We start from the raw sequence: 22,224 nt of genomic DNA, 5'->3' as shown, positions 1-22,224 counted from the left end.
TTTCTAACGCAGAAAATAAATTTGTATATATGCCAAAAGGCCTATGTATACTTTTTTATACATATTTTTTGATAGGTGACTGTCAAGAGGTTTTACTGCCTAGTCCAGCCTGTTCCGCCACTAGCCCGAATATAAGTCCCCGCTTTACCCCCACTGCTGTCATATCGACTCCAAAAGGAATCATTTTCAGGGAATATGTCGATATTGATATTGATATGGTTTTTGTCCTTATGAGCGACATCCGCTCCAATAGTAACGCTGGTTAGCGGGTTATCCTTAAACGCGTACTCACCAATAGTAGTAATGCTGTCAGGTATAGTAACGCCGGTTATTTGTTTATATTTAAACACATTACGCTCGATGGCAGTAACAGTTCTTCCGTTTATCGTTGAAGGTATCGTTATAATACCGCCGGTTCCGGAATAACGGTTAATTGATAATGTATCCTCATATGGAGGAAGCCTAAGCCATGCGTCGAAGTCGCCTTCATTTATCCGAGTAACTGTAATAGGTATTTTTAATGCGTGATCATTAAACATAACATAAATATTTTCCATACCCGCGGAAAGTTGATTATATTTATATTCACCTAAATCAAACCAAGTTGGGTACTCATCATAACTGACAGGTTTTTCTTCTCTTTTTTCTCCGGTTTTACTCTGACGTTTCGTTTCCTTTGCTACCAAACCGGACGCATTAAACATTTCCCCTGCAACATAAGTTAATTTATTCGGCATTTTTGTTATTTTCACGTCGTATGTTAGCCACGTACCCCAACCAAAAGGATCTGAACTTACCTCACAGGCAGTTAAACTAATAGCAATAAAAATGCCCGCTATTCCCAAAAATACGGTTAAACTTGCTTTCTTCATGTTTTTACCTTCCTCAATAATCCTGCTTACGCCAAAGGCGCATTGTATGTCCTTATATTATACGACGTTTGTCCGTACACCAAAAAAATCTGACAGGCCCTATTTTAACATAAGGCAAATTCTCTTAATTATTATTCCATATAAAAACACCAAATTCTTTACCGCAAGATTTGCACTTATATACCTTTTCTACGTTTCCATTCCCATGATTTATTGTTTGGCCTTTGCCTTCTACTCCTTCTATTAACATGGAATTGCAATATGGGCAATATCTAACAGGATCCTCAGATCTCCAATTGAGGTCGCAGCTTGTAAAAATAATTCCCGCAATAAAAACAAGAACCGCCAATAAAAAAACAGTATACTTTTTCATTTTAAGCCTCCCTATAATGGCCAAATGTTACTTTTTGTCAACGCCAAAACGTTTATTACAATTTTGACACCTATATATTTGAAATTCTTTGCCGTTATATATTTCTTTATGGTCTTCTTTTATGAATGACGAGCCGCAATAGGGGCAGTAAGTTGTATCGTCAAACTGACAAGAAACAAAAGACAATCCGGTAATAGCTAATAACAAAAATATGATTATTGCTTTCTTCATGTTTTTATCCTCCTCAATAATTCCGCCTTCGCCAACGGCGCGTTTTTATCCTTCAGCAATGCGGGAACATAACATAAATTTTAACGCAGAAATCCAATTTGTCTATATGCCAAAAGGCCTATTTTGCAAAAAAAGCCCAAAATTCGTATATGCCAAAAGGCCTATGTATACTTTTTTATACATATTTTTCGATCAAAATGGCACATAATTACTTGTATTTGTATAAAATACAAAAGTAGAACCGTCTTTATTTAACGATAAAAATACAAATTAGTCTTTTTTTCATTTTCAGATTTTATACCGCAAAAGCGTTATAATAACCTTATGAAAAGAAAATTAATTTTATTGACACTAACTGCGGCGCTCTTATTCACGGCAGGCTGTAGCAGAAAATCCCGAGCGGCGGGAAATGCGGGTTATGACACTGCCCAAGGGTTCGCCTATGAAGAAACGAAAGCTGCCACTCCAAGAGAGGCCAGGGCGACTGCTGAATCTCCAGCTTATGACGGAGCGGGAGCGGCAAGCGATGATGATTCGCTATATGCAAATTTTCCCGATGCGGAACGCAAGTTGATTAAGCGCGCAAACATCAGTATCAGGGTAGAAGATTTGTCTGCCGCCGAAGACTCTGTTAATGCCCTTTTGAAAAAGTACAACGCTTACGCGGCATCGTCAAATATTCAGGAAAACTCCCGTTATTATTCACTGCGGGTTCCGGCAAATTATTACGACACTTTTCTCTCCGAAACAGGCGGCATGGGAAGGCTAATAAACCGCTACGAAAATACGGAAGACGTAACCCTCCGTTATTATGACCTTGAAGGGCGGCTTGCGACAAAAAAAGAACTTCTTAAAACTTTTCAAGCCTATCTTGGAAAGGCAAAAACTATCGAGGAAATTCTTTCGGTAGAAGCCCGCATATCAGAACTTCAATACGAAATCGAAGGAACAGGGATACAATTCCGTAACCTTGCCAATAATGTAGATTATGCCACAATTGACCTTAGCCTTTTTGGACCTGTAACCTCATCTATGCAAAACCCGAATCTAACCTTAGGTGAGCGTGTTAAACAGCTTTTCGGCAGCTTCGGCGACTTCCTGTCCGCAGTAGCGGTTATTTTAATCGGTATCGTCATTTACGGAATTCCTGTCCTTCTGCTCTTGGGATTACTCTTCCTGCTTTTCTTCGGCAAAATCGGACTCGCCAAAAAACTGTGGCGGTTGATTAAGTCTTAACGTAGTTATCAACATGAACGCATCACTTTTGCGCCAATCTATCCACTCTTTCGCCGAAGCCGCCTTTTCGCGCTCCGGCGGACCGGGTGGGCAAAATGTAAACAAAGTCAACACTAAAGTTACATTAAAGTGGCGACTTCCCGCCAGCGGTGAAAGTGAATCAGCCGGTCTTTCAGAAGCGGAACTGGATAGGGTAAAAACCCTTCTTGCAAACCGTATTTCCGCAACCGGCGAAATAGTAATAACCTCAGATGAAGAACGCTCCCAAAAAGTCAATCTTGAAAGAGCCTATTTCCGCATGAATACCCTAGTCGCCTCTGCGGCAAGACTGCCCAAAAAACGAAAGCCAACAAAGCCAAGCAAAGCCGCCAAAGAAAAGCGACTTGAGTCAAAGAAGAAGCAGGGGATTAAAAAGGCTGAAAGGGCTAAAAAGGATGATTCGTAAAGAGTTCACACGAAGATCACAAAGGATTCTTTGTGATCTTCTCTTACTTTGTGTTCTTAGTGTGAGGTCTTTACAAATAAAAGTGTTTCACGTGAAACATTTTTAGGCTTACAGAACAAAAATCAGTTTTATAACGTTGCCATTTTCGGCTTTTGACTGTAGGACTAATTTGCCATTATCTATGCTCCATTGTTCAACATTTTGCATATAGTTATAAAAAGCCTGTTCTTGCAGTTTTTCCGGTTGAATTATTGGTGCCATTAAGGTCGATTTGATTACATCTATTTTAATGGCATTTCCATCCCCTAAAGTATATGGGGCGGAGTATTTATTTGGCGCACCTGTTCCGCTGACCATTTGGGCATCAAACTTCATTGTATAAACGCCGCCAACATTGTTCTTTTTTAGATCATTTCGATCGTAAAGAACGATTCTGTTAAACGGCGTACCGTCAAGTTGAACCTCAATTAATTTCCAGTCTTTCCCGGTAACGTTTGAGAAAGCTGATCCTTTGACTGTCGTCTTACAACTCATTACCATTGCGATAACCAATAAAAATAATAATATTTGTCTTTTCATTTTCTTCTCCTTTAATAAATAATACACCTAAATTAAATTTATTTCCACTATACTAATTCATCAGTTTTATCCGCAGGTTCGTCTTCTTTTACTATTCTATCCAGACCGATTACAAAGTCCGGTTTATCAATGCTTAGTATTCGCACACCCTGAGCGGCGCGTCCCATTATACGAATATCGTCAACCTTTAGCTTTATTGACTTGCCCTGGCTAGTGATGCACATTATATCCTCATTATCCAGCACGTTTACACAACCGACAATTTCGCCTGTTTTTTCCGCTACCGTGTAGATTTTCTGTCCGCCAGTGCCGCGTCCATGCGAAGTAAATTCGTTAAACTCGATACGTTTGCCATATCCATATTGAGAGAGAATTAGCATTTTTTCTTTTTCGTCTACCCTCAACATTCCTGCTAATTCATCGCTCTTTGACAGCTTCATTCCGGTAACTCCGCGCGAAGAACGCCCCATTGCGCGTATGTGCTCCTCGTGTGTTCGCAGCGCCTGTCCCCTGCGGGAAATTAGTACTACTTCATCGTTGCCCTTTGTCAACAACGCGCTGACCAATTTATCGCCTTCGTCAAGATTTATCGCTATTATGCCTCGGGTTTTGGCATTGGAGAATTCGCTTGTTTTTACTTTTTTAACAACGCCGCAAGCCGTACCCATGAACAAGTATTCGGTGTCACTGAAATCTTTGAGCGAGACTATCGCTGTTATGTCCTCATTCGGCGAAACAGTAAGCAGGCTCTTAATGTGCGAGCCTTTACTGATTTTGCTCCCTTCCGGCAACTCATGGACTTTCATCCAATACGCCTTGCCCGCGCTTGTGATAAACATAATGTACTCGTGCGTTGACGCGACAAATATTTGCTGGACAAAATCATCCTCAACAAGTTTCGCGCTCTGCATTCCCTTGCCACCACGGCCTTGATTTTTGTAAGCGGAGACAGGAACACGTTTTACATAGCCCAAATTCGATATGAGAATCGTCATCTCTTCTTTTTTAATCAGGTCTTCAATATTGATATTTTCGACTTCTCCGGCAACAATTTCCGTGCGGCGTTTGTCGCCGTATTTTTCCGCGACTTCTCTTGTCTCATCTTTTATTACGCCACGAAGTTTTTTCTCGTCAGCCAGCAGGGATTTATAGTAAGCGATGCGGGTTTTTAGTTCGGCGAGTTCCTGTTCAATCTTTTCAACTTCAAGACTTGTTAGGCGGCCAAGACGCATTTCGACAATGGCTTCGGACTGGGCCTCGGAGAGCAGAAAGCGTTCTTGCAGTTTGAGGCGGGCTGTCGCCACATCGCGGCTGGCTTTAATCACGGCGATAACTTCGTCAATGTTCGCGAGAGCGATTAAAAGCCCTTCTAGGATATGGGCGCGTTCCTCGGCTTTGCGTAAATCATAACGGGTACGGCGGGTTACTACATCGACTCGATGTTCAACAAAGTGATGAACCAATTCTCTCAATGTGAGTAACTGCGGCTTGCCCCCGACCAGCGCCAAATTGATGATACCGAAGCTGGTTTGAAGCTGGGTGTTAGAGAAAAGCTGATTTAGAATGACTTTTACAATTGCGCCTTTTTTTAACTCGATTACAATGCGAATGCCGTCACGGTCGGATTCATCGTTTGCATTGGCAATGCCATCGATAACCTTATCACGCATAAGTTGACCGATTTTTTCAAGTAAGAGGGCTTTATTTACATTGTAGGGAATTTCAGTAAAAATGATTTTTTCCTTTCCTTGTTTTGTTGTTTCTACGTTAAACTTGCCCCGGACAAGAAGTTTTCCGCGCCCTGTTTTGTAAGCCTCTTTTATTCCCTGTCTGCCAAAAATTGTCCCGCCTGTAGGAAAATCGGGGCCTTGAACAAAGCGCATAAGGTCTTCGTTATTAGCGTCGGGGTTATCGATAAGGGCGCAAATAGCGTCGCAAATTTCACCAAGGTTGTGGGGTGCCATATTTGTAGCCATACCGACCGCTATTCCGCTGGAGCCGTTAATCAGCAGGTTGGGAATGGCAGAGGGTAGTACGGAAGGCTCCATAAAGGATTCATCGTAGTTGGGGACAAAATTGACTGTTTCTTTTTGCAAATCCTGCAACATCTCATCGCCAATTTTTGAGATTTTTGCTTCGGTGTAGCGCATGGCCGCAGGTGGGTCATTGTCTATTGAGCCAAAGTTTCCCTGCCCTTTTATCAACGGGTATCTAAGGGAAAAATCCTGCGCCATGCGAACAAGGGCATCGTACAAGGACAAGTCGCCGTGTGGGTGGTATTTACCCATTGTTTCGCCAACGATGAGGGCGCTTTTTTTGGTGCCTCCGCCCGGGCGCAAACCCAGGGTATCCATGGCGTAGAGCAGTCTTCTGTGGACGGGTTTAAGTCCATCCCGGACATCCGGCAGGGCGCGGCTGACAATGACCGACATTGCGTAATTGAGATAATCTGTTTTTACTTCGTCTTCTATCGCTATGGGAATTACTTTGCCTGTAGGCTCGTTTATGGGTAATTCGCCAGTTGTATCGATCTTTGCCACTTTTTTATCCTTAAATGATTAAATACTGCTGGTATTATACTATTTTTGCGGAATTTGATCAAACGGGATTATACTGTTAAAGGTTCACACGAAGAACACGAAGGGACAAAGAACACTAAGGAAGAGGGGTGTAATCGAACTTTGCATAATTCTTGGGAATATCATATAATATGCTTTATAGTATACTATCATTCAAAGAAAAAGCCGAGGAAATTAACAAACAGCTATAGGTGACAGACATTCGGCATGTACTAAAGATAGTGCCGCCAATTTCTTGACGGCACTATTAGTCAGTAACAACTAAATGTTTACAAAAGACCTCTCGCAAAGGCGCGAAGGCGCAAAGGTTGTTGTTTGTGAGATTATCGTTTTTCCTTCAAGATTTGTAGTTAAACTAATATATTTAGATCAATAATGGGTTATCGGACAGGAACTTTGCGTCCTTTGCGCCTTTGCGAGAGAAAATTTGGGAACAATGCTTTGTAAAGTTTTAGATGTTACTGACTACTATGAAATTTGGGTGTCAGTTACTCCTGCGCCTCATTGGCAAGTTTCAAAAAACGGCGAATTACCGCCGTTTTCACAAATGATTATAATTGACCTTTGGTAAGTGTAAAGGTTTCAACCCCCGTGCCTTCAAATCTTGTCAAAGTCATTGTTTTGCCACCATTAGACAAAACCGCCGAGTATCTACCTACCAAATCACTTATAACGGCATAGGTAATATCGCATTTAAGTTTAACTATATTGCCGTCTGTCGTATCTTCCCCAATCACCCAAGTGCCGTTAAAACCCCAGCCCAAAGTCCCAACCGCATATCCATTATCATTTCGCTCGGTTACATTAAAACTTACATAACTATAACCGCCACTTGAAAATGTATAAGTCCATGTCCCTTGAACATTGTCCACCGTAAGAACATTAGACCCCGAATTGTCCCCGTCATCGCCGCAAGCAGCTATTGAGAATACTATTACCGCTACAAAGGCAATAATCCCGAAAAGTTTAACTATATTTTTCATAGCTATGCTCTGTCCAAGTCTTTTTAGCGTTTCTTTAAATTCTTCGTCTTTGATAGCGTCAAGTCCTGTAACTGCGGATTGTGATATAACTTCTTGCGACGGCTCCTCTGCGATTTCAGTCTTATGCGCGATTTCCTGCGGTTTACTATTTTGCGAACCGCTGTCAGGCTCACTTTTTCCTAGTATAAGGGCTATGCTTGATATTTCCAGTTCTGGAAAACGGATGCGGAAATCGTTTAACAGTTTGCTTTGTTTTGTCTGGAGTATCTGTTTCCAACCGGGGTGATCTGTTTCTATTAGCAAAAGACCTCTGTCCAAGTCTTTGATTCGGGAATGGTCCGCCGCGGCGGCTATTCCGTTTTTAGCGGTTATGTCTTTCCATGAGTCAAAAAATTTTGAGTATTTTTGGGCTTTTTTCATGAATTGTTCATCAAAGAGAGTTGAAAATATTTCCCCTGCGGTTTTCATTAACTCAGCATATCATAATTTTTCTAGTTTGCCTTCTTTTACGTTGTAAATAAGGGTGTCTACTTTTTTATAACGTTGATATGGCTCTTCGGGGAGGAAGGTGTAAAAAGCCTGGTCGTAGGAGGGAAGCGCTGATAAAAACTTGCGTCTCTTTTCGCCGTCCATTTCTAGGAGAACGTCGTCTAGTAACAGTATGGGGTTAAGGCGGGTTTCTTGAGAATAGCGTCTAGCTTGGGCTGTCCGCAGTAACAGGGCTAAAAGACGCCTTTGTCCTGTGGAGGCTTTTACTGTAAAATCCGCGCCGTTATGTGTAAATTGATAGCGGTCACGGTGCGGACCGGAAAGTGAAAGCCCCGCCGCCATTTCCGTAGCCCGTCTTTCCCGCAGGTGGGAAGGAAAGTCATCGCATTTCCAAGAGGGAATGTAGCGAACAGTGATTCCGGAAATACCGGAGACTTCTTCGTAGAGCGTGCTAAAAATACCGGAAAAATCCCGGGCGGCGGTTTCCCTCTTTTCCATCAATTTAAGACCGTACATTGCAAACTGCGGATCGAGAGCGTCTAAAACTGATTCTACGCCTTCTGACTGATTTTTTTGCTGGGCATGGTCGCGCAGTAACGTGTTTCGTGTTTTTAAGACACGGCGGAAACGGCGAAAGTCTTCAAGGTAGACAGGGTCGTAAAGGCTCAATGTTTGATCAAAGAACCAACGGCGTTTTTCGTGGTTTCCGCTGACAAACTCCATGTCTTCGTGGCAGAAAACTATACTGGGAGCGATTGAAAGCAATTCTTTGCGGTCCTCGGCGCGTTTTCCGTTTATAAAGACTGTTTTTTTACCGTTTTCGGATTTAACAAGTATTTGATCATTTATTGAGTCGGAAAGCTTTACTTCCGCAGAAAAGTCTTTTTCTCCGTTACGCGCCATTTCCGCGTCGCGGACAGAGCGAAAGGACGAAGCGTAGGCGCAGAAATACAACGCTTCTAAAAAATTTGTTTTACCCTGGCCGTTTTCCCCGACAAGAAAAACATCCTTCGCGCCTGTGAAAATTTCAGTATCCGCAAGGTTTCTAAAAGACGCTGTCCGCAGAGAGGAAAAAAACATTTAAGACTGCATTGGCATTACAATGTGGAAAAAGTCTTTTTCCGGAACAGGTTCTATTGTTATCGCCTTTGTCGCGCTACTAAAACGAATCTTAACTTCGTCCTCTGTCATTACTTTAAAAGGCTCTTCCAGATAACGGTAATTAAGGGACATTTTAACGTCTTCACCATCGTACTTGCAGGGAATCTCATCCTCTACCGTTCCAATTTCGCTCTCCTCGGAATAAACAGCCATTTTTCCCGGTGCAATGCCAAGATAAATTCTGTGCGATTTTTTTTCTACCATGAGTGATACGCGCCGCAGCGCGTCAAGCATTTCATTGCGATTTATGGAGAGGGAAAATTCCTGATTTTCGGGAATGACTTTTTTGTAGTTTGGAAATAATCCTTCGATTAAGACTGAAGAAAATTGATATGACGCGAAACTGATAAATATCATTTTATCGCTTATGGAAAGATTTATAAGCCCTTCATCTCCCGATCTTTTTATAACGGTAGAAAGAATTTTTGGAGGAATGATGATACCGGAAAAATCATTTATTTTATCGCTAAATGGTTTTCCAATGTAAGCAAGACGCCTTCCGTCTGTAGCGACCATATTTATTTTTCCTTCACTTTTTTCTAAAAGAACGCCGTTCATAAAATAACGAGTTTCATCATCAGAAACGGCAAAGACCGTTTGTTGAACCATCTCTTTAAAATCTTTAATGGGTATTCCAAAAAAAGGTTCTGTTGAAACTGGAAACTCAGGGAATTTATCTGAAGCAATGCATTTAAGTTTATATTCAGGTTTTTTTTGAGTTACAGGTTTAATTATGACAGTATTTTCTTTTTGAAAAAATTCAATTTCATCATAAGGGAATGTGCTAATAATTCCAAAAAATTTATCACAATAAACAGTTGTCGATCCCTCTTCTATAACTGTAACAGGTATCTCAGATTGAAAATTAACTTTCATATCCTTCGCTTTAATTATCAGTTGATCCTTAACAGCTTCAAGATAAATATTTGACAAAATTAAAATAGCGTTTTTTGATGAAATAATTTCCTGCGCGATGGAAATTTCCTTAAGCAGAACCTCTTTATTACAAGTAAACTTCATTTTTTAATCCTCCTATTTTTATAAATTTATATATACAATAATAATAACAATAATAAGCAGTATATGTTAATAACTCACTTATTTCTATACCTGCTATATAATTACATTTATACAAAACTATGGATAATTATTAAATAAAATCCACAATTTACACAAGCCGTCTTTTTAACACGGCTTTTCTACACTATTCTAACATGTTTTTCAGTATTTTGCACTAAATTCTTTGATAGACCTCTTTACGCTTTCAATAGTCGCCTCTAAAGTCGGATCAGTCAGTAATTTACTCCTAATTTTTTCTATAGAGTACATTACTGTAGTATGATCCTTGCCGCCAAACTCCTGCCCAATCTCCGTTGTTGAATAATCTGTCATTTCACGGCCAATAAACATGGAAAGCTGACGGGCAAAAACGATATTTTGAGACCTTTTCTTCCCCTTTAAATCGTTTGGAGTAAGCCCAAAGTATTCAGAAGTTACCCTTATTATATTATCCATTGACAGATTTGCCGGTCTTATATCATTAAAAATATTTTTTAGGTGTTTTTGAGCTATTTCCAAAGTAATTGGTTTTCCCATAAGCTCGGAATAAGCGATAAGGTTGTTTAAAGCGGAAATAAGCTCGCGGATATTTGAAGATATGCTTTTGCTAATCAAGTCGATGACTTCGTCCGGAAAAACTACGCCTCTGGTTTGGGCTACGGATTTTAAAATTACGCAGCGTTCTTCATAACGCGGGGGTTGAAGGTCAGCTTTTAGTCCCTGTTTGAAACGTGAGGTAATTCGCTCCGGAAATTTTTTTAATTCTTCTATTGGGCGGTCGCAAGTAAAGATAATTTGTTTTTTAGCGTTAAGCAAAGAGTTAAAAGTATGAAATAATTCCTCTTGTACGCCGGGTTTATCGGTAAAAAATTGAATATCATCGATTAATAAAACATCGGTTTCCCTATATTTGTTTTTAAAATCACTCATTTTGTTTTCGCGTAGGCCTTCAAGATATTCATTTAAAAAATTTTCAGAAGTTATACATATTACGCGATTATCCGTATTTTCATAAATATGATTCCCTATTGCCTGCATTAAATGTGTTTTTCCAAGCCCTACACCGCCAAAAATCAAGAATGGGTTGTAAGCTTTACCGGGATTTTTGCTTATTGCATAGGCGGCGTTTGCGGCAAATTTGTTATTTTCCCCGACTACATACCGTTCAAAGGTATAATCATCCCTCATTTGGGGGTGCTGCCCTCTTTTTTCCTTTACTTTCTGAGTTTTTTCAGGTGTTACTGGAATAGATTTATCATTTTTTTGTTGATTATGATGAGATTCAGCCTTTTTTGCGGTTTTTCCGGTTATTTCCATTTCAAAATCAATTTCCTGGCCTGAAACTTCTCTTAAAATTGAAATTATTTGTTTTTTATAATGAGAATTCACCTTATCACGGTGAAAAGCAGATGGAACCCCCGCTATTATGCTGGTTTTTCCGGCATCTGTTGTTGAACAACGCAGGTATTTTATATCTAAAAACCAGCCGCTGAACTCCTCCTCCCCTAGGTTATTCCGCAGTTGGACTAGGGTTTCTTTCCAAAAACCCTCATAATCCAAATCAGCCATTTATTCGCCCTTAAAAACTATTTTATCAACATGTTATCCACAGGAATAATATTGATAAATTCGATATCTAAACTAAAATTTGTATGAATTTTTATAACATTTACTTAATACCTGATATGGTAGAATCGCGCTAAATCCTTATCCTGTAAAGAATTAGCAACAATCAAATACATATAATCAGGTTAACTTTTTATCTCCTTTTTTTTGTCATAAACGGCTCGATTTTTTCCAGATTTATCCACAGATTTTGCACTATGGAATAGCCTATTTTTTAAAATGCCGTATTAGACAGAGGGTAAATATAACCCAAAACTTTTATTTTTGCAAGTGAAAAATAAAAATTTGTTGCAATGTATTTGCTGATTTTTTCATTCTTATTCTTTACTTTTCATATACCAGTCAAGATTGTTATTTTTTATCTTTATATAACCACGTTTCTCCGCGTCAAGGGCAAAGTCTTTAAATTTTTTATATCCTGAATTTTTAAAATTTATATATTGAGCGATAACCTGAAATAAAACCCAATCATCGTATTTTTCTAATTCTTTAATTAACTCTTTAAATATTTCCGGAATGGTGTTTTCTTCTTTGTTGTTTATTACAAAACAATTATTTTCATAGGTTATATTTGTCGCTTTTTTAGCGTCTTGTACAAATTCCAGCCATGAATTATATCCCATTTTATTTTCATTAAATTGATCATTTAAAAGTTTCATTTTTATTTTTACAGAAGGCGATAAAGGTTTTTTATTTTCATTTATTATTATTCCGACAGCCTCTCTGAATAATTCAAACGCTTTTTCTTTTGTTAATTCATTATCCTTAATTTCGATAAAATCTTTATCATTCTCGGTAAAGTCATCCATGTTTTTAATTATCGTTCTGTAATCTATGGAAAAATCAGCCATCCTTACCAATTCTTCGGACGCGTTATTATTTACGTCGCAAATAACCCATGTTTCTTTTCCGTGTTTTTTAAATGATAATAATAACGGCCTAAAATCACCGTCTCCGGAAATTAACACATATCTGTCAATGTGCGAATATTGAAAAATTAACTCGACTCCATGCGCTATTAAAGACATGTCAGAGCTGTTTTTTTTCCCTGCGCTGGATTTAGGAATATGTATTAATTCAAAATTATTTGAAGCAAGATCAGAAGCAATATTTTTGATTGAATCGCTGTTCCAATTTCCAAACGCCATCGCGTAAGACAAACGCCCTTCTTTACATACGGCTTCTATTACAGATTGTATATAGTTTGTCCCTACAGGGGGAGTTACGTTTTCTATGTCCCATAAAATACCGATATTCATAGTTTATTTTAAATTTTTTTAGATGACTTGTCTAGGTATTAATGAAAATCACCCCACCGGCTTCCTGTCTCCACACTCACGCGCAGAGGGATACTTAAAGGTGCCGCTTGTTCCATTTCCGTCTTAATCAATATCGAAGTCTTCTCGGCATCACTCTTTGGACACTCAAGGATCAGTTCATCGTGGACTTGTAGCAAAAGACGCGCCTTGCTTTTCTCCGCGGTAAGCCGTTTGTCCAGATTGAGCATTGCCATTTTTACAATGTCAGCCGCTGAACCTTGAATGGGAGTGTTGACAGCGATTCGCTCCGCTGCGGATTTTTCGGTCTTGTTATGCGAATTAATTGTTGGGACGTAGCGGCGGCGGCCTGAAATTGTCGTAACATAGCCTGTCTGTTCCGTTTTTTTAATTGTGTTTTCTATAAACTGCCGCACGCCTGAGTATGTGTTAAAATACGCATTTATAAAATTTTGCGCTTCCGTTCTGCTGATGTTTAACTCATTGGCTAGGCGGAAGGCGCTCATTCCGTAAATTACGCCGAAGTTTATCGTCTTTGCCATGCGTCTCTGTTCGGGTTTTACTTCGCTTTCATCAATGCCAAAGATTAACGACGCTGTTTTAGCGTGAACGTCGCGGTTTTCCCTGAATGCGGAAATAAGATTTTTATCTTGCGAAAGATGCGCGAGTACTACCAGTTCTATCTGACTGTAATCGGCGGAAATGAGGACGCAACCGCTTTTAGCGATAAAAGCTTCGCGGATACGCCGGCCTTCTTCGGCGCGGACCGGTATGTTTTGTAGGTTAGGCTCGCGGCTGGAAAGGCGGCCTGTAGCGGTTCCGGTCTGCACAAAGTTTGTGTGCAGCCGCCCTTCGCCGTCAGCCATGTCAGCTAACGTGTCGACATAAGTTGATTTTAATTTGGACAAAGTGCGGTGGCGCAGGATAAGGGCGGGGACGGGGTCTTCACGCGCCAGTTCTTCAAGCGCGGCCGCGTCTGTGGAATAGCCGGTTTTTGTTTTCTTGCCGGGAGTAAGTTTACGCTCCACATAAAGTACTTCCTGAAGTTGTTTTGTCGAGGACAGATTAAACTCGTGTCCGACAATTTTCCATGTGTCAGCTTGAATTTTATCAAGCTCAATTGCAAGCTCTTTTCCGTAACTTGTAAGCGATTTTGGCTCAATTTTTATACCTTCTCCTTCCATTTCTGCAAGAATGGGAAGCAAAGGCATTTCAAGATTTTCAAAAAGAGCGATAGATTCAGTCTTCTTTAACATTGGCTCAAGATGATGTTTCAGCCTGAGGCAAAAGTCCGCGTCTTCCCCTGAATAGCGCGTCGCGGTTTCCAAAGAGACAGCGTTAAACGTCATACCTTTTGGCACTATGTCCATATATTTTAGGGGAGTGCAGTCAAAAGTGTAGGCGACAAGCGAGTCCAATGAATAAGCGTTGCGCTCAGGATCAACAACCCATGCCGCAGTCATTGTATCCCAAATTTTGCACTTCCAGCGGTCAATTCCCCAGCCACGGCTCACTTTGTAATCAAACTTGGCGTTATGCGCGGCAATTGTCATTTTGTTATCCGCAAACAGGGGGGAAAGCAGGGCGCGGACTTTTTCAGGATTATTAAATTCTGAAAGCACGTCGCCAATGCCGTGGGGAGCGACTGGCACATAAAACGCCTCTTTTGGTTTTACCGCAAGTGAAATGCCAACGGGATGGGAATGCCACGCGTCAAGGGAATCTGTTTCAAAATCAAGCGCTAAAAGTTTTTGTTTTTTTGCTTTTTCTAAAATAGAAATTAATTCGTCAATATCAAGGATTGTTTTGTATACTCCGTCTCCAAGAAGACTCTGCTCAGCCGAAGGAAAAGAAATTGATTCAGCTTGATTTGCGTTATCTGTCATTTCCTGAACTGAAGAATTTTGCGTAACGGGGCTTTGCTCTGCGGCCTTCTGAACGGTAGCCGCCTGAGCGGCAGGTTTCACGTTTGGATCAAGCTGCTTGGCGCTTTGCCTTATGCCTTCGCGGATAAGCACTCTCGCTCCCGCAGATCTGTCAATGTTTTCTACAGACAACTCGTCAACGGAACTTATCGGCAATTCAACGTCATTTCGCAGGCGGATAAGTGACTGGGAAAAATAGGCGTTTTCTTTTCCTTCGGCAATTTTTTTTCCGACAGAGCCTTCAATTGCCGCTATGTTTTTATATATATTATCTAAAGAACCGTAACGCGCCATCAATTTGACGGCTGTTTTTTCTCCTATTCCAGCCACACCGGGAACATTGTCGGAATTGTCGCCGGTTAATGAAAGCAAATCAAGCACTTTTGGCGGTTCTACGCCCCATTCCTCTTTTACTTCATTGTGACCGATAAGCTCCCACGCGGGACCTGGCGTTGAGGCGGTTTCATTTTTTCTGTTAATTTTTGAGGGGCGCAGTTCAAATATTCCATCGCCGACAAGTTGAAGCAAGTCTTTGTCAGACGAGAGAATATAGCACTGTCTTTTTTCAGTGCGGCATTTTTCCGCAAGAGTCGCTATAATATCGTCCGCTTCAAAGCCCTCAACTTTAAGGCTTTTAACGCCTAACGCCGATAAAAATTCTTCAACTAACGGAACCTGTTCGTGAAGGTCTTCAGGAGTTTTTTGCCTGTTTGCCTTGTACTCGCTGTACATCTTGTGGCGGAAAGTGGGAGTTCGCGAATCAAAAACCGCGGCAAGGCGGACAGGCTTTATGAGGTTATCAAGACATTTACCGTCGTTGTCCGCGGCAGGAGCGCCTTCGTCAATCAGGGAAATTACAGCGCGGGCAAATCCGAATAAAGCCGAAACGTTCTTTCCGGCATTATTACGCAGAGGACGGGTTAAAAAGGCAAAATATGAACGATAAATAAGACCGTATGCATCTATCAAATAAAGAGGCGGTAAAGCGAAATTTTTCATATTATATAGTAACACAAGAGGAGCGAACCTTGCAACGACAGTCAATTTATGCAATAATTCTATATATGAGTGAAAATTCCGGTGACAAGAATGATAATAAAGGCGGTCCCATGTTTCCATTTGGCGGACCGCCTAAAATGCCTGATTTTAAAGGGTTTGGCGGATGGAAATTCCTTCTTGTCTATGTCGTTATCCTGATTATTGGAATGAGTCTTTTTAATTATGTGTTTCTCAACAAGATGAATCCGGCGATAGATTTTTCTGAATTTAAAACCCGTATTTCAACAGGCGAAATAAAACGCGTGGAAATAACAGAATCTTATTTTACAGGTTTTACAAATCCCGACAAAAAAGAATCTGCAAGATCAATTACACGCTCATACGGTCCGGGTCAGCATGATAAAGTGTACCGTACTGTTTCAATTCTTACTGAAGGTTTTATTGATTTTTTAGACGCGCATAATGTTTCCTACGGCGCGGTTTCACGCGAAGGTAACGCGGTTTTAAATTTTATTTTTAGCTGGGTGTTGCCAATTGCTTTCTTCATTTTTATTTGGCGGTTCGTATTCAGACGTTTGGGGAATATGGGCGGCAATGTGCTTTCCATCGGACAAAACCGCGCGGTTATTGTCGCGGAGGGGGACATTGTTACGCGCTTTAGCGATGTTGCCGGAGTTGATGAAGCTAAAGAGGAGCTGGTTGAAGTTGTCGATTTTTTAAAGAGTCCTCAGAAGTACAAGGAGATTGGCGGCAAGATACCCAAGGGAGTGCTTTTGGTGGGACCTCCGGGGACGGGGAAAACTTTGCTGGCGCGGGCTGTCGCCGGAGAAGCGAGAGTTTCCTTTTTCCGCATGAGCGGTGCCGACTTTGTAGAAATGTTTGTCGGTGTAGGCGCGGCGCGCGTGCGCGATTTGTTCAAGCAGGCAAGAAACAAAGCGCCCTGTATTATTTTTATTGATGAGTTAGACGCCATCGGTAAAAGCAGGATAAACAATATCGCAGGCGGTAATGACGAGCGCGAACAGACGTTGAACCAGCTCCTTGTAGAAATGGATGGTTTTGACAATACCAGCGGGCTGATTATCCTGGCCGCCACAAACAGACCCGACGTGTTAGACCCCGCGCTCCTGCGCCCCGGACGTTTTGACAGGCAGGTGCTTGTGGACAAACCCGACCTCAAAGGCAGGGAGGCAATTTTATTAATTCATTCAAAAAATGTAATAAAAGACCCCTCTGTTAATCTGGAAACTGTAGCTCGCGTAACATCCGGTTTTTCCGGGGCGGATTTGGCGAATATTGTAAACGAGGCCGCGTTATTGGCGGTCAGGGCTGGACGGAAAATGGTGGCGCAGCGTGACTTTGACGAAGCGATTGAAAAAACCGTAGCGGGCTTGCAAAAAAAGACCAGAGTACTCAAGCTGAAGGAAAGAACATTAACTGCCTATCACGAAGCCGGACACGCCATAATAGCGGCATTTACACCTAACGCCGACCCTGTGCAGAAAATTTCGATTATTCCGCGCGGTTTTGCTTTGGGTTACACCTTGCAGCTTCCCCTTGAAGACCGTTATACGGTAACCAAGTCTGATCTTCTGGGACGGATTGACATCCTTCTTGGCGGGCGTATCGCCGAAGAAATGATTTCAGGCGAATACTCTACAGGCGCGGCTAACGATTTAACTAAGGCGACAGACATCGCCCGCAAAATGATTACCGATTATGGCATGAGCGACCGTTTCCGCAACGTAGCGTTGACATCGCGCGGCATGAGCATGACCGGGCAGGAAAGGCAGGAGCCGTCTTTCCAACGCGAGTACGCGGAAACCACACAACAGTATGTGGATGAAGAAATTGCCCGTGTTATAGAGAGCGAGTACGCGAAAGCCAAAAAAATCTTGGAAGAAAAACGCGATATTCTGAATAGCGTTTCTGCCGCTTTATTGGAAAAAGAAACCCTGGATGAAAAAGAATTTAAAGCCCTCATCGGAGAGGGAATATCAATAGTGGTATAAAAGACAGATGAAAAAGATTTAAGAAAACCTTTACTTTTTTTACGTTAAATATTATAATAAATATATGAGAATAGGAGAAATAAAATGAAAAAACTAATATTAATATTAACTGTATTCACATTATATTTTACTGGCTGTGATTTTAATCAAAACACAGAAGAAGAGTACAACGATAAGGTTTTGATAGGACAGTATTCGGCTTATTATGGATTCAGATATTCAGCCTCTGTCGGTCTAGATCCTAAACTATTAGAACCATCCTCTTATGATTATAAAAAACCGGTAAAAACAGTAAGAGAGTTAGTTTATTCTAAGAATGCTCTGTCCACTATAGACTGGAGCGACAAAAAAATAGACGATTTGACTGAACTGTTGAATAATTCTCCCGTAGGTGCCCAAATATTAATAGTTACACAGAGAGAAGGCTATGTTTTAATAGAAAAAGAAGAACCTATAACACCAATATCACCAACAAATCCGGGGGATCAGACAAATCCAGGGGATCAGACAAATCCGGGGGATCAAACAAATCCAGGGGATCAGACAAATCCAGGAGATCAGACAAATCCGGGGGATTCAGGAGACCCAGGTGATTCCGGCGATACAGGTGATTCAGGCGATACAGAAGAGTCATAAGAACCAACCCAATACAACTTTCTGTAATGCGTGTGCAATGATATCACTACGCATTTGTTCATTGATAATTGCTCATAACTGTCAATTCCGGTATATTTAAGATAAGGAGAAATTTATGCCGCAAGCGCAAACGATGACCCTTGACGAAAAACTAGCCATTGGCTGCAAAGCCGCAGAATTATGGAAAGCCGGAGATAAAGAAGGAGCAAGTCGTCTAACAAGATCAATCCCCATGCCGCCCTATTTAGCAAAAATCTACAAGGAAAAGGTTGGTCTGAAGCCGCTTATAGAGAGCGGTTGGAATTTATCAGAAGCAGAGGCTGAATTTGGACCATGTTTTACTAGTCAATAGTATATATGAAGCAGCGACAAATATTGATTCAGGTCGTAAAGGCTTTGCCATCGAAGGGAAAGAACGAGAAGGGCGTATTAACTATGAATATGGTATTGAAGTTGCAATGACCGCCTTTCAAGAAGCCCAAGCCTCCGCCGACCCTCAATCCATTATTTTAGCCGAATACACCTTCTTATCGCAGGAGTTAGAATTTTTGGAAAAGTCAGATAAAGACAGCATAAGCAGCTTGTCAAAAGCCGTTCGATTTTTCGATGACGCATTTTTTGCCCTTAAAGCCGTTGAAAGCTTGCATTACGAGATAGCAGAACAAACCCACCCACATGATACAAAATACCGTGTAAAAGGGTTCCCAAAGGACTCCTTTCACATCGCCTGTAGCGGACATAAAACCCGAATACAAAACATATTGAAAGCACCCGGCATAGACCCAATGGAAAAAGCCCTGCTCAAACAGCGTTTAATCAATATGTCTACAGCGCAAACAGCGTATGTGGAGAAACAGAAAAAAGCATTGACAAAATAAAAAAAGTAAAGCTTGCTCACTTGTACTCAAGGATTTTATTCGGCATACATTCTGACCACTAAAACACATGAAAAAAGTATCATAGAAAAAGCCCTGTTTATGTGTTTTAGTGGTCAGACGCTAATTAGCAATAATGGTGTAAATCACCTTACAAAGGGATTATAACATAAAATATGGAAGAAGGAACATTCAAGCAATGTTTGATAAGCTTCTCAAGGGATCATTTTTTTTCTTCATCTTCCTGTTTTTTCATGGACTTTATTATGGCGACTGCCATTTTACGGTTTTTCTTTTCCATTTGCGCGGTTATATCTGCAACCATTTTGGCCTCAGGGGGATATTGGGCTGTTTTTTGCCTGGCATCCTTGCCGGTAACAAGATATTCCACTGACACGCCAAGCGCCTGCGCTATTGCTACGGCGGCATCTGCCGAGGGCATACAGTTATGTACATTTAAGTAAGTGTCAATGGTCTGCTTTTTGACACCTGATAAGGCCGCCAATTCTTTAACATACATACCGGAAAAACTTAGCTGCTCTTTGAGATTTTCCTTGAATCCCATAACTCATAATATGAAATTATCCATATTTTCCTCTTTACAATATGAATATATTAATGTTATATTGTTTTATAGTATGAATTTATTCATTGTTTCTGTATTGAAATATGAATAAATTTCGATTCTGGGCAGAAAAATTATTTTGCCCACAAGAAATAGGAGTTTTCAACATGAAAAACAACTGGTTAGCAATCATTTTAATTGCAATCATCGGATGTATCGCCGTATCCTGCGATAACGAAACAACAGGCGGCAACCCTGTTCCCAATGACAATGAGCCGCAGACAGCCGTCTATGTAAGCAAAGACGGCGGAGGCAACGTGTACACGCTTGAAATCACCGGGAAACTGCAAGGCAGGACGACGCGTTATACCGTAAAGAAGGGAGATTTCTTCAAGCTTACTGTTGAACTGTTTAACAACGGAACTTACGCCGTCGCGCTTACCTATTCCGGCGCGATTAATTCGGCGCAAAATAGCGGAGCTGATGTTGTTATCAATATTACCGTGAACAACAAGCCGTTAACCGTTACCATAAGCGGCACGGAAATGACGGTCATCACCGGAGACATAGTTAATGAAAGCGGTCAAAAGGTGGTAGACACGCCTGAAACCTTGAGTGTTTTTATTGACAAGAGAGCTTTGGAAACGGCATTAATCGCCGCTAATACGGCAAAAGACGGCGTTACCGTCAGCGCAAACGGCGCGGACGTTCCGACAACGGCATATTGGGTCACGCAGTCGCAGATGACCAGCTTCACCACCGCAATCGCTACCGCTCAAGCCTTTTATGATGATGAAGAAGCGGATCAGTCGATGGTGAACTCCTCAAAAATAACATTGACAGCGGCAACGACAGTTTTTATCGGACAGAAACAACTTGGGACAAAAACAGAAAATATAATTATTGACAAAAGCCAATTACAAAACAGTATTTCATTGGCAAATTCCGCAAAGGAAGGTATTGTAACCAGTGCGGACGGAACAGACGTTTTGACAACGGTCTATTGGGTAACCCAACCTCAGATGAATACCTTTACAATGGCAATCGCTGCCGCTCAATCTGTATATGATAATGCAAACGCGGATCAAGCCTCAGTTGACAATGCGAAAACTGCACTGGAAACGGCAACAACAGTTTTTAACGGACAGAGACAAGCGGGGAGTAAAACTGACGGAGGAGGGACAACTACTCTTGACGGAACGTGGTACGGTGAAGGAACAATTATTTTCAACAATGGTAGTTTTGAAATACCAAATGGGCGAAAGGGGGTTTATATTGTCAGTGGCAACCAGATAATAATGCAAAATACCCATTATTGGGATAATGGACAATGGGTTGTAAGTGGTGGGGACAGCGTGTCGGCGGCTTATTCAATAAATGGCGTTACGCTTACTTTGACTTTTACGTATACTTGGGAACAAGGAACGGAGATATATACAACGACATATACAAAATACGACGGCAGTGGTACATACAACGGTTTCTCTTATGTAATCGGAGACGTGGTGATCATTACCGGATATAATGGAACCGGAGGCGCTGTAACCATACCGGCGCAGATAAACGAAAAACCGGTTACGATCATTGGGAGTTGGGCTTTTTCCAATTGCGACAGCCTTACCAGCGTAACCATCCCCAATAGCGTTACCAGCATTGGGACATACGCTTTTTCCGATTGCAACAGCCTTACTAGTGTAACCATCCCCAACAGTGTTACCAGCATAGGAGGAGGTGTTTTTACCTATTGTATTAGTCTTACCAACGTAACCATCCCGAACAACATTACCAGCATTGAGGATGGGACTTTTTCTTTTTGCAGTAGCCTTATCAGTGTAAACATACCCAACAGAGTTACCAGAGTTCGTACCCCATTACTCCCTATTACCCTGTAGTACTCCCTATTGCTCTAATTCTATACCAGATAAGAAATTATGTCAATACTTATTACTCCCTATTACTCCCTATTACCCCCTGTTACTATTAAAAATTGATGTCATAATTGATAACATATTAAATGATTTCACTTAACGCTTTCATCAAATCGACATTTTATAATATTTGCGCCCTACCAAAAAACACCCCCAAATATAGCATAATTAAGCCATTAGTGCCGTTACAAACCATTTTTTACTTTTTTTTAACCTTTACCCTCTTAAAACCTCTTATATTTAATAAATGTCGCATAACGCTAAACTGATTTCCCACAAGAAATAGAACCGCCTACGGCGGTAGGGCTTCGCCCTAAGATAAAACGAAAGTAAGAACACCCGACTAAATAAATTAGTTCGCTAATACCCCCTCA

General features: G+C 41.1%; 19 protein-coding genes. 7 read left to right on the top strand and 12 right to left on the bottom strand.

Annotated features, from left to right (window positions below; translation table 11 throughout):
- Nucleotides 1–92 precede the first annotated feature (92 nt).
- From ACYVRA_RS00520 to ACYVRA_RS00510, 3 genes are all read right to left on the bottom strand, one after another.
- On the bottom strand, nucleotides 93–872 hold the full coding sequence (locus ACYVRA_RS00520; protein ID WP_461250787.1) for a leucine-rich repeat protein: 780 nt from the start codon (nucleotides 870–872) through the stop codon (nucleotides 93–95).
- Nucleotides 873–996: 124 nt separating this feature from the next.
- The gene (locus ACYVRA_RS00515) at nucleotides 997–1,245 is read right to left on the bottom strand and encodes a ribonuclease P Rpr2/Rpp21/SNM1 subunit family protein (RefSeq protein WP_461250786.1); all 249 of its coding nucleotides are present in this window, start codon (nucleotides 1,243–1,245) and stop codon (nucleotides 997–999) included.
- A gap of 27 nt (nucleotides 1,246–1,272) precedes the next feature.
- Nucleotides 1,273–1,476 (bottom strand): hypothetical protein, encoded by a 204-nt coding sequence (locus tag ACYVRA_RS00510; RefSeq protein WP_461250785.1) that lies wholly within the window; start codon nucleotides 1,474–1,476, stop codon nucleotides 1,273–1,275.
- Nucleotides 1,477–1,800: 324 nt separating this feature from the next.
- Between ACYVRA_RS00510 and ACYVRA_RS00505 the strand changes: the two genes are divergently transcribed.
- The gene (locus ACYVRA_RS00505; RefSeq protein WP_461250784.1) at nucleotides 1,801–2,712 is read left to right on the top strand and encodes a DUF4349 domain-containing protein; all 912 of its coding nucleotides are present in this window, start codon (nucleotides 1,801–1,803) and stop codon (nucleotides 2,710–2,712) included.
- A gap of 13 nt (nucleotides 2,713–2,725) precedes the next feature.
- Complete coding sequence (arfB, locus tag ACYVRA_RS00500) at nucleotides 2,726–3,157, top strand: alternative ribosome rescue aminoacyl-tRNA hydrolase ArfB (RefSeq protein ID WP_461250783.1); 432 nt, start codon at nucleotides 2,726–2,728, stop codon at nucleotides 3,155–3,157.
- Nucleotides 3,158–3,265: 108 nt separating this feature from the next.
- Here arfB and ACYVRA_RS00495 read toward each other — a convergent pair whose 3' ends face one another.
- The 8 genes from ACYVRA_RS00495 to polA all read right to left on the bottom strand — a co-directional run bounded on the left by ACYVRA_RS00495 (nucleotide 3,266) and on the right by polA (nucleotide 15,834).
- Nucleotides 3,266–3,736 carry an META domain-containing protein gene (locus tag ACYVRA_RS00495; protein WP_461250782.1) on the bottom strand — a complete coding sequence of 157 codons (471 nt, stop codon included), beginning with the start codon at nucleotides 3,734–3,736 and terminating at the stop codon, nucleotides 3,266–3,268.
- A 47-nt stretch (nucleotides 3,737–3,783) separates the two neighbouring features.
- Nucleotides 3,784–6,276 carry a DNA topoisomerase (ATP-hydrolyzing) subunit A gene (gene gyrA / locus ACYVRA_RS00490; protein ID WP_461250781.1) on the bottom strand — a complete coding sequence of 831 codons (2,493 nt, stop codon included), beginning with the start codon at nucleotides 6,274–6,276 and terminating at the stop codon, nucleotides 3,784–3,786.
- A gap of 590 nt (nucleotides 6,277–6,866) precedes the next feature.
- Nucleotides 6,867–7,766 carry a DciA family protein gene (locus ACYVRA_RS00485; protein ID WP_461250780.1) on the bottom strand — a complete coding sequence of 300 codons (900 nt, stop codon included), beginning with the start codon at nucleotides 7,764–7,766 and terminating at the stop codon, nucleotides 6,867–6,869.
- Nucleotides 7,767–7,778: 12 nt separating this feature from the next.
- On the bottom strand, nucleotides 7,779–8,867 hold the full coding sequence (gene recF, locus ACYVRA_RS00480; protein ID WP_461250779.1) for a DNA replication/repair protein RecF: 1,089 nt from the start codon (nucleotides 8,865–8,867) through the stop codon (nucleotides 7,779–7,781).
- Nucleotides 8,868–9,968 (bottom strand): DNA polymerase III subunit beta, encoded by a 1,101-nt coding sequence (gene dnaN / locus ACYVRA_RS00475; RefSeq protein ID WP_461250778.1) that lies wholly within the window; start codon nucleotides 9,966–9,968, stop codon nucleotides 8,868–8,870.
- Between the two features lie 201 nt (nucleotides 9,969–10,169).
- Nucleotides 10,170–11,576 carry a chromosomal replication initiator protein DnaA gene (dnaA, locus tag ACYVRA_RS00470; protein WP_461250777.1) on the bottom strand — a complete coding sequence of 469 codons (1,407 nt, stop codon included), beginning with the start codon at nucleotides 11,574–11,576 and terminating at the stop codon, nucleotides 10,170–10,172.
- A gap of 374 nt (nucleotides 11,577–11,950) precedes the next feature.
- Nucleotides 11,951–12,892 carry an NYN domain-containing protein gene (locus tag ACYVRA_RS00465; RefSeq protein WP_461250776.1) on the bottom strand — a complete coding sequence of 314 codons (942 nt, stop codon included), beginning with the start codon at nucleotides 12,890–12,892 and terminating at the stop codon, nucleotides 11,951–11,953.
- A gap of 38 nt (nucleotides 12,893–12,930) precedes the next feature.
- The gene (gene polA, locus ACYVRA_RS00460) at nucleotides 12,931–15,834 is read right to left on the bottom strand and encodes a DNA polymerase I (protein ID WP_461250775.1); all 2,904 of its coding nucleotides are present in this window, start codon (nucleotides 15,832–15,834) and stop codon (nucleotides 12,931–12,933) included.
- A 65-nt stretch (nucleotides 15,835–15,899) separates the two neighbouring features.
- On the opposite strand from polA, the gene ftsH reads away from it, so the two are divergent.
- The 4 genes from ftsH to ACYVRA_RS00440 all read left to right on the top strand — a co-directional run bounded on the left by ftsH (nucleotide 15,900) and on the right by ACYVRA_RS00440 (nucleotide 19,360).
- Complete coding sequence (ftsH, locus tag ACYVRA_RS00455; protein ID WP_461250774.1) at nucleotides 15,900–17,846, top strand: ATP-dependent zinc metalloprotease FtsH; 1,947 nt, start codon at nucleotides 15,900–15,902, stop codon at nucleotides 17,844–17,846.
- A gap of 84 nt (nucleotides 17,847–17,930) precedes the next feature.
- Nucleotides 17,931–18,482, top strand: coding sequence for a hypothetical protein (locus ACYVRA_RS00450; RefSeq protein WP_461250773.1), 552 nt, complete (start codon nucleotides 17,931–17,933; stop codon nucleotides 18,480–18,482).
- Between the two features lie 115 nt (nucleotides 18,483–18,597).
- Nucleotides 18,598–18,834 (top strand): hypothetical protein, encoded by a 237-nt coding sequence (locus tag ACYVRA_RS00445; protein WP_461250772.1) that lies wholly within the window; start codon nucleotides 18,598–18,600, stop codon nucleotides 18,832–18,834.
- Nucleotides 18,809–19,360, top strand: coding sequence for a hypothetical protein (locus tag ACYVRA_RS00440; RefSeq protein WP_461250771.1), 552 nt, complete (start codon nucleotides 18,809–18,811; stop codon nucleotides 19,358–19,360). Before ACYVRA_RS00445 ends, ACYVRA_RS00440 begins: the two co-directional genes overlap by 26 nt.
- Nucleotides 19,361–19,580: 220 nt before the next feature.
- On the opposite strand, the gene ACYVRA_RS00435 is transcribed toward ACYVRA_RS00440, so the two are convergent.
- Nucleotides 19,581–19,922: a helix-turn-helix domain-containing protein gene (locus ACYVRA_RS00435; protein ID WP_461250770.1), complete on the bottom strand. Its 342-nt coding sequence runs from the start codon at nucleotides 19,920–19,922 to the stop codon at nucleotides 19,581–19,583.
- A 167-nt stretch (nucleotides 19,923–20,089) separates the two neighbouring features.
- Between ACYVRA_RS00435 and ACYVRA_RS00430 the strand changes: the two genes are divergently transcribed.
- Nucleotides 20,090–21,814, top strand: a complete 1,725-nt coding sequence (locus ACYVRA_RS00430) for a leucine-rich repeat domain-containing protein (RefSeq protein WP_461250769.1) — start codon at nucleotides 20,090–20,092, stop codon at nucleotides 21,812–21,814.
- The last annotated feature ends 410 nt before the right edge of the window (nucleotides 21,815–22,224 follow it).

This window comes from Treponema sp. R8-4-B8, from assembly GCF_054786175.1.
This window is presented reverse-complemented; position numbering and strand designations above follow the sequence as displayed.

Coding starts and splice junctions, on each gene's coding strand:
- ACYVRA_RS00520 (WP_461250787.1), bottom strand. CDS start 872: ATGAAGAAAGCAAGTTTAACCGTATTTTTGGGAATAGCGGGCATTTTT.
- ACYVRA_RS00515 (WP_461250786.1), bottom strand. CDS start 1,245: ATGAAAAAGTATACTGTTTTTTTATTGGCGGTTCTTGTTTTTATTGCG.
- ACYVRA_RS00510 (WP_461250785.1), bottom strand. CDS start 1,476: ATGAAGAAAGCAATAATCATATTTTTGTTATTAGCTATTACCGGATTG.
- ACYVRA_RS00505 (WP_461250784.1), top strand. CDS start 1,801: ATGAAAAGAAAATTAATTTTATTGACACTAACTGCGGCGCTCTTATTC.
- arfB (WP_461250783.1), top strand. CDS start 2,726: ATGAACGCATCACTTTTGCGCCAATCTATCCACTCTTTCGCCGAAGCC.
- ACYVRA_RS00495 (WP_461250782.1), bottom strand. CDS start 3,736: ATGAAAAGACAAATATTATTATTTTTATTGGTTATCGCAATGGTAATG.
- ACYVRA_RS00485 (WP_461250780.1), bottom strand. CDS start 7,766: ATGAAAACCGCAGGGGAAATATTTTCAACTCTCTTTGATGAACAATTC.
- recF (WP_461250779.1), bottom strand. CDS start 8,867: ATGTTTTTTTCCTCTCTGCGGACAGCGTCTTTTAGAAACCTTGCGGAT.
- dnaN (WP_461250778.1), bottom strand. CDS start 9,968: ATGAAGTTTACTTGTAATAAAGAGGTTCTGCTTAAGGAAATTTCCATC.
- dnaA (WP_461250777.1), bottom strand. CDS start 11,576: ATGGCTGATTTGGATTATGAGGGTTTTTGGAAAGAAACCCTAGTCCAA.
- ACYVRA_RS00465 (WP_461250776.1), bottom strand. CDS start 12,892: ATGAATATCGGTATTTTATGGGACATAGAAAACGTAACTCCCCCTGTA.
- polA (WP_461250775.1), bottom strand. CDS start 15,834: ATGAAAAATTTCGCTTTACCGCCTCTTTATTTGATAGATGCATACGGT.
- ftsH (WP_461250774.1), top strand. CDS start 15,900: ATGAGTGAAAATTCCGGTGACAAGAATGATAATAAAGGCGGTCCCATG.
- ACYVRA_RS00450 (WP_461250773.1), top strand. CDS start 17,931: ATGAAAAAACTAATATTAATATTAACTGTATTCACATTATATTTTACT.
- ACYVRA_RS00445 (WP_461250772.1), top strand. CDS start 18,598: ATGCCGCAAGCGCAAACGATGACCCTTGACGAAAAACTAGCCATTGGC.
- ACYVRA_RS00435 (WP_461250770.1), bottom strand. CDS start 19,922: ATGGGATTCAAGGAAAATCTCAAAGAGCAGCTAAGTTTTTCCGGTATG.
- ACYVRA_RS00430 (WP_461250769.1), top strand. CDS start 20,090: ATGAAAAACAACTGGTTAGCAATCATTTTAATTGCAATCATCGGATGT.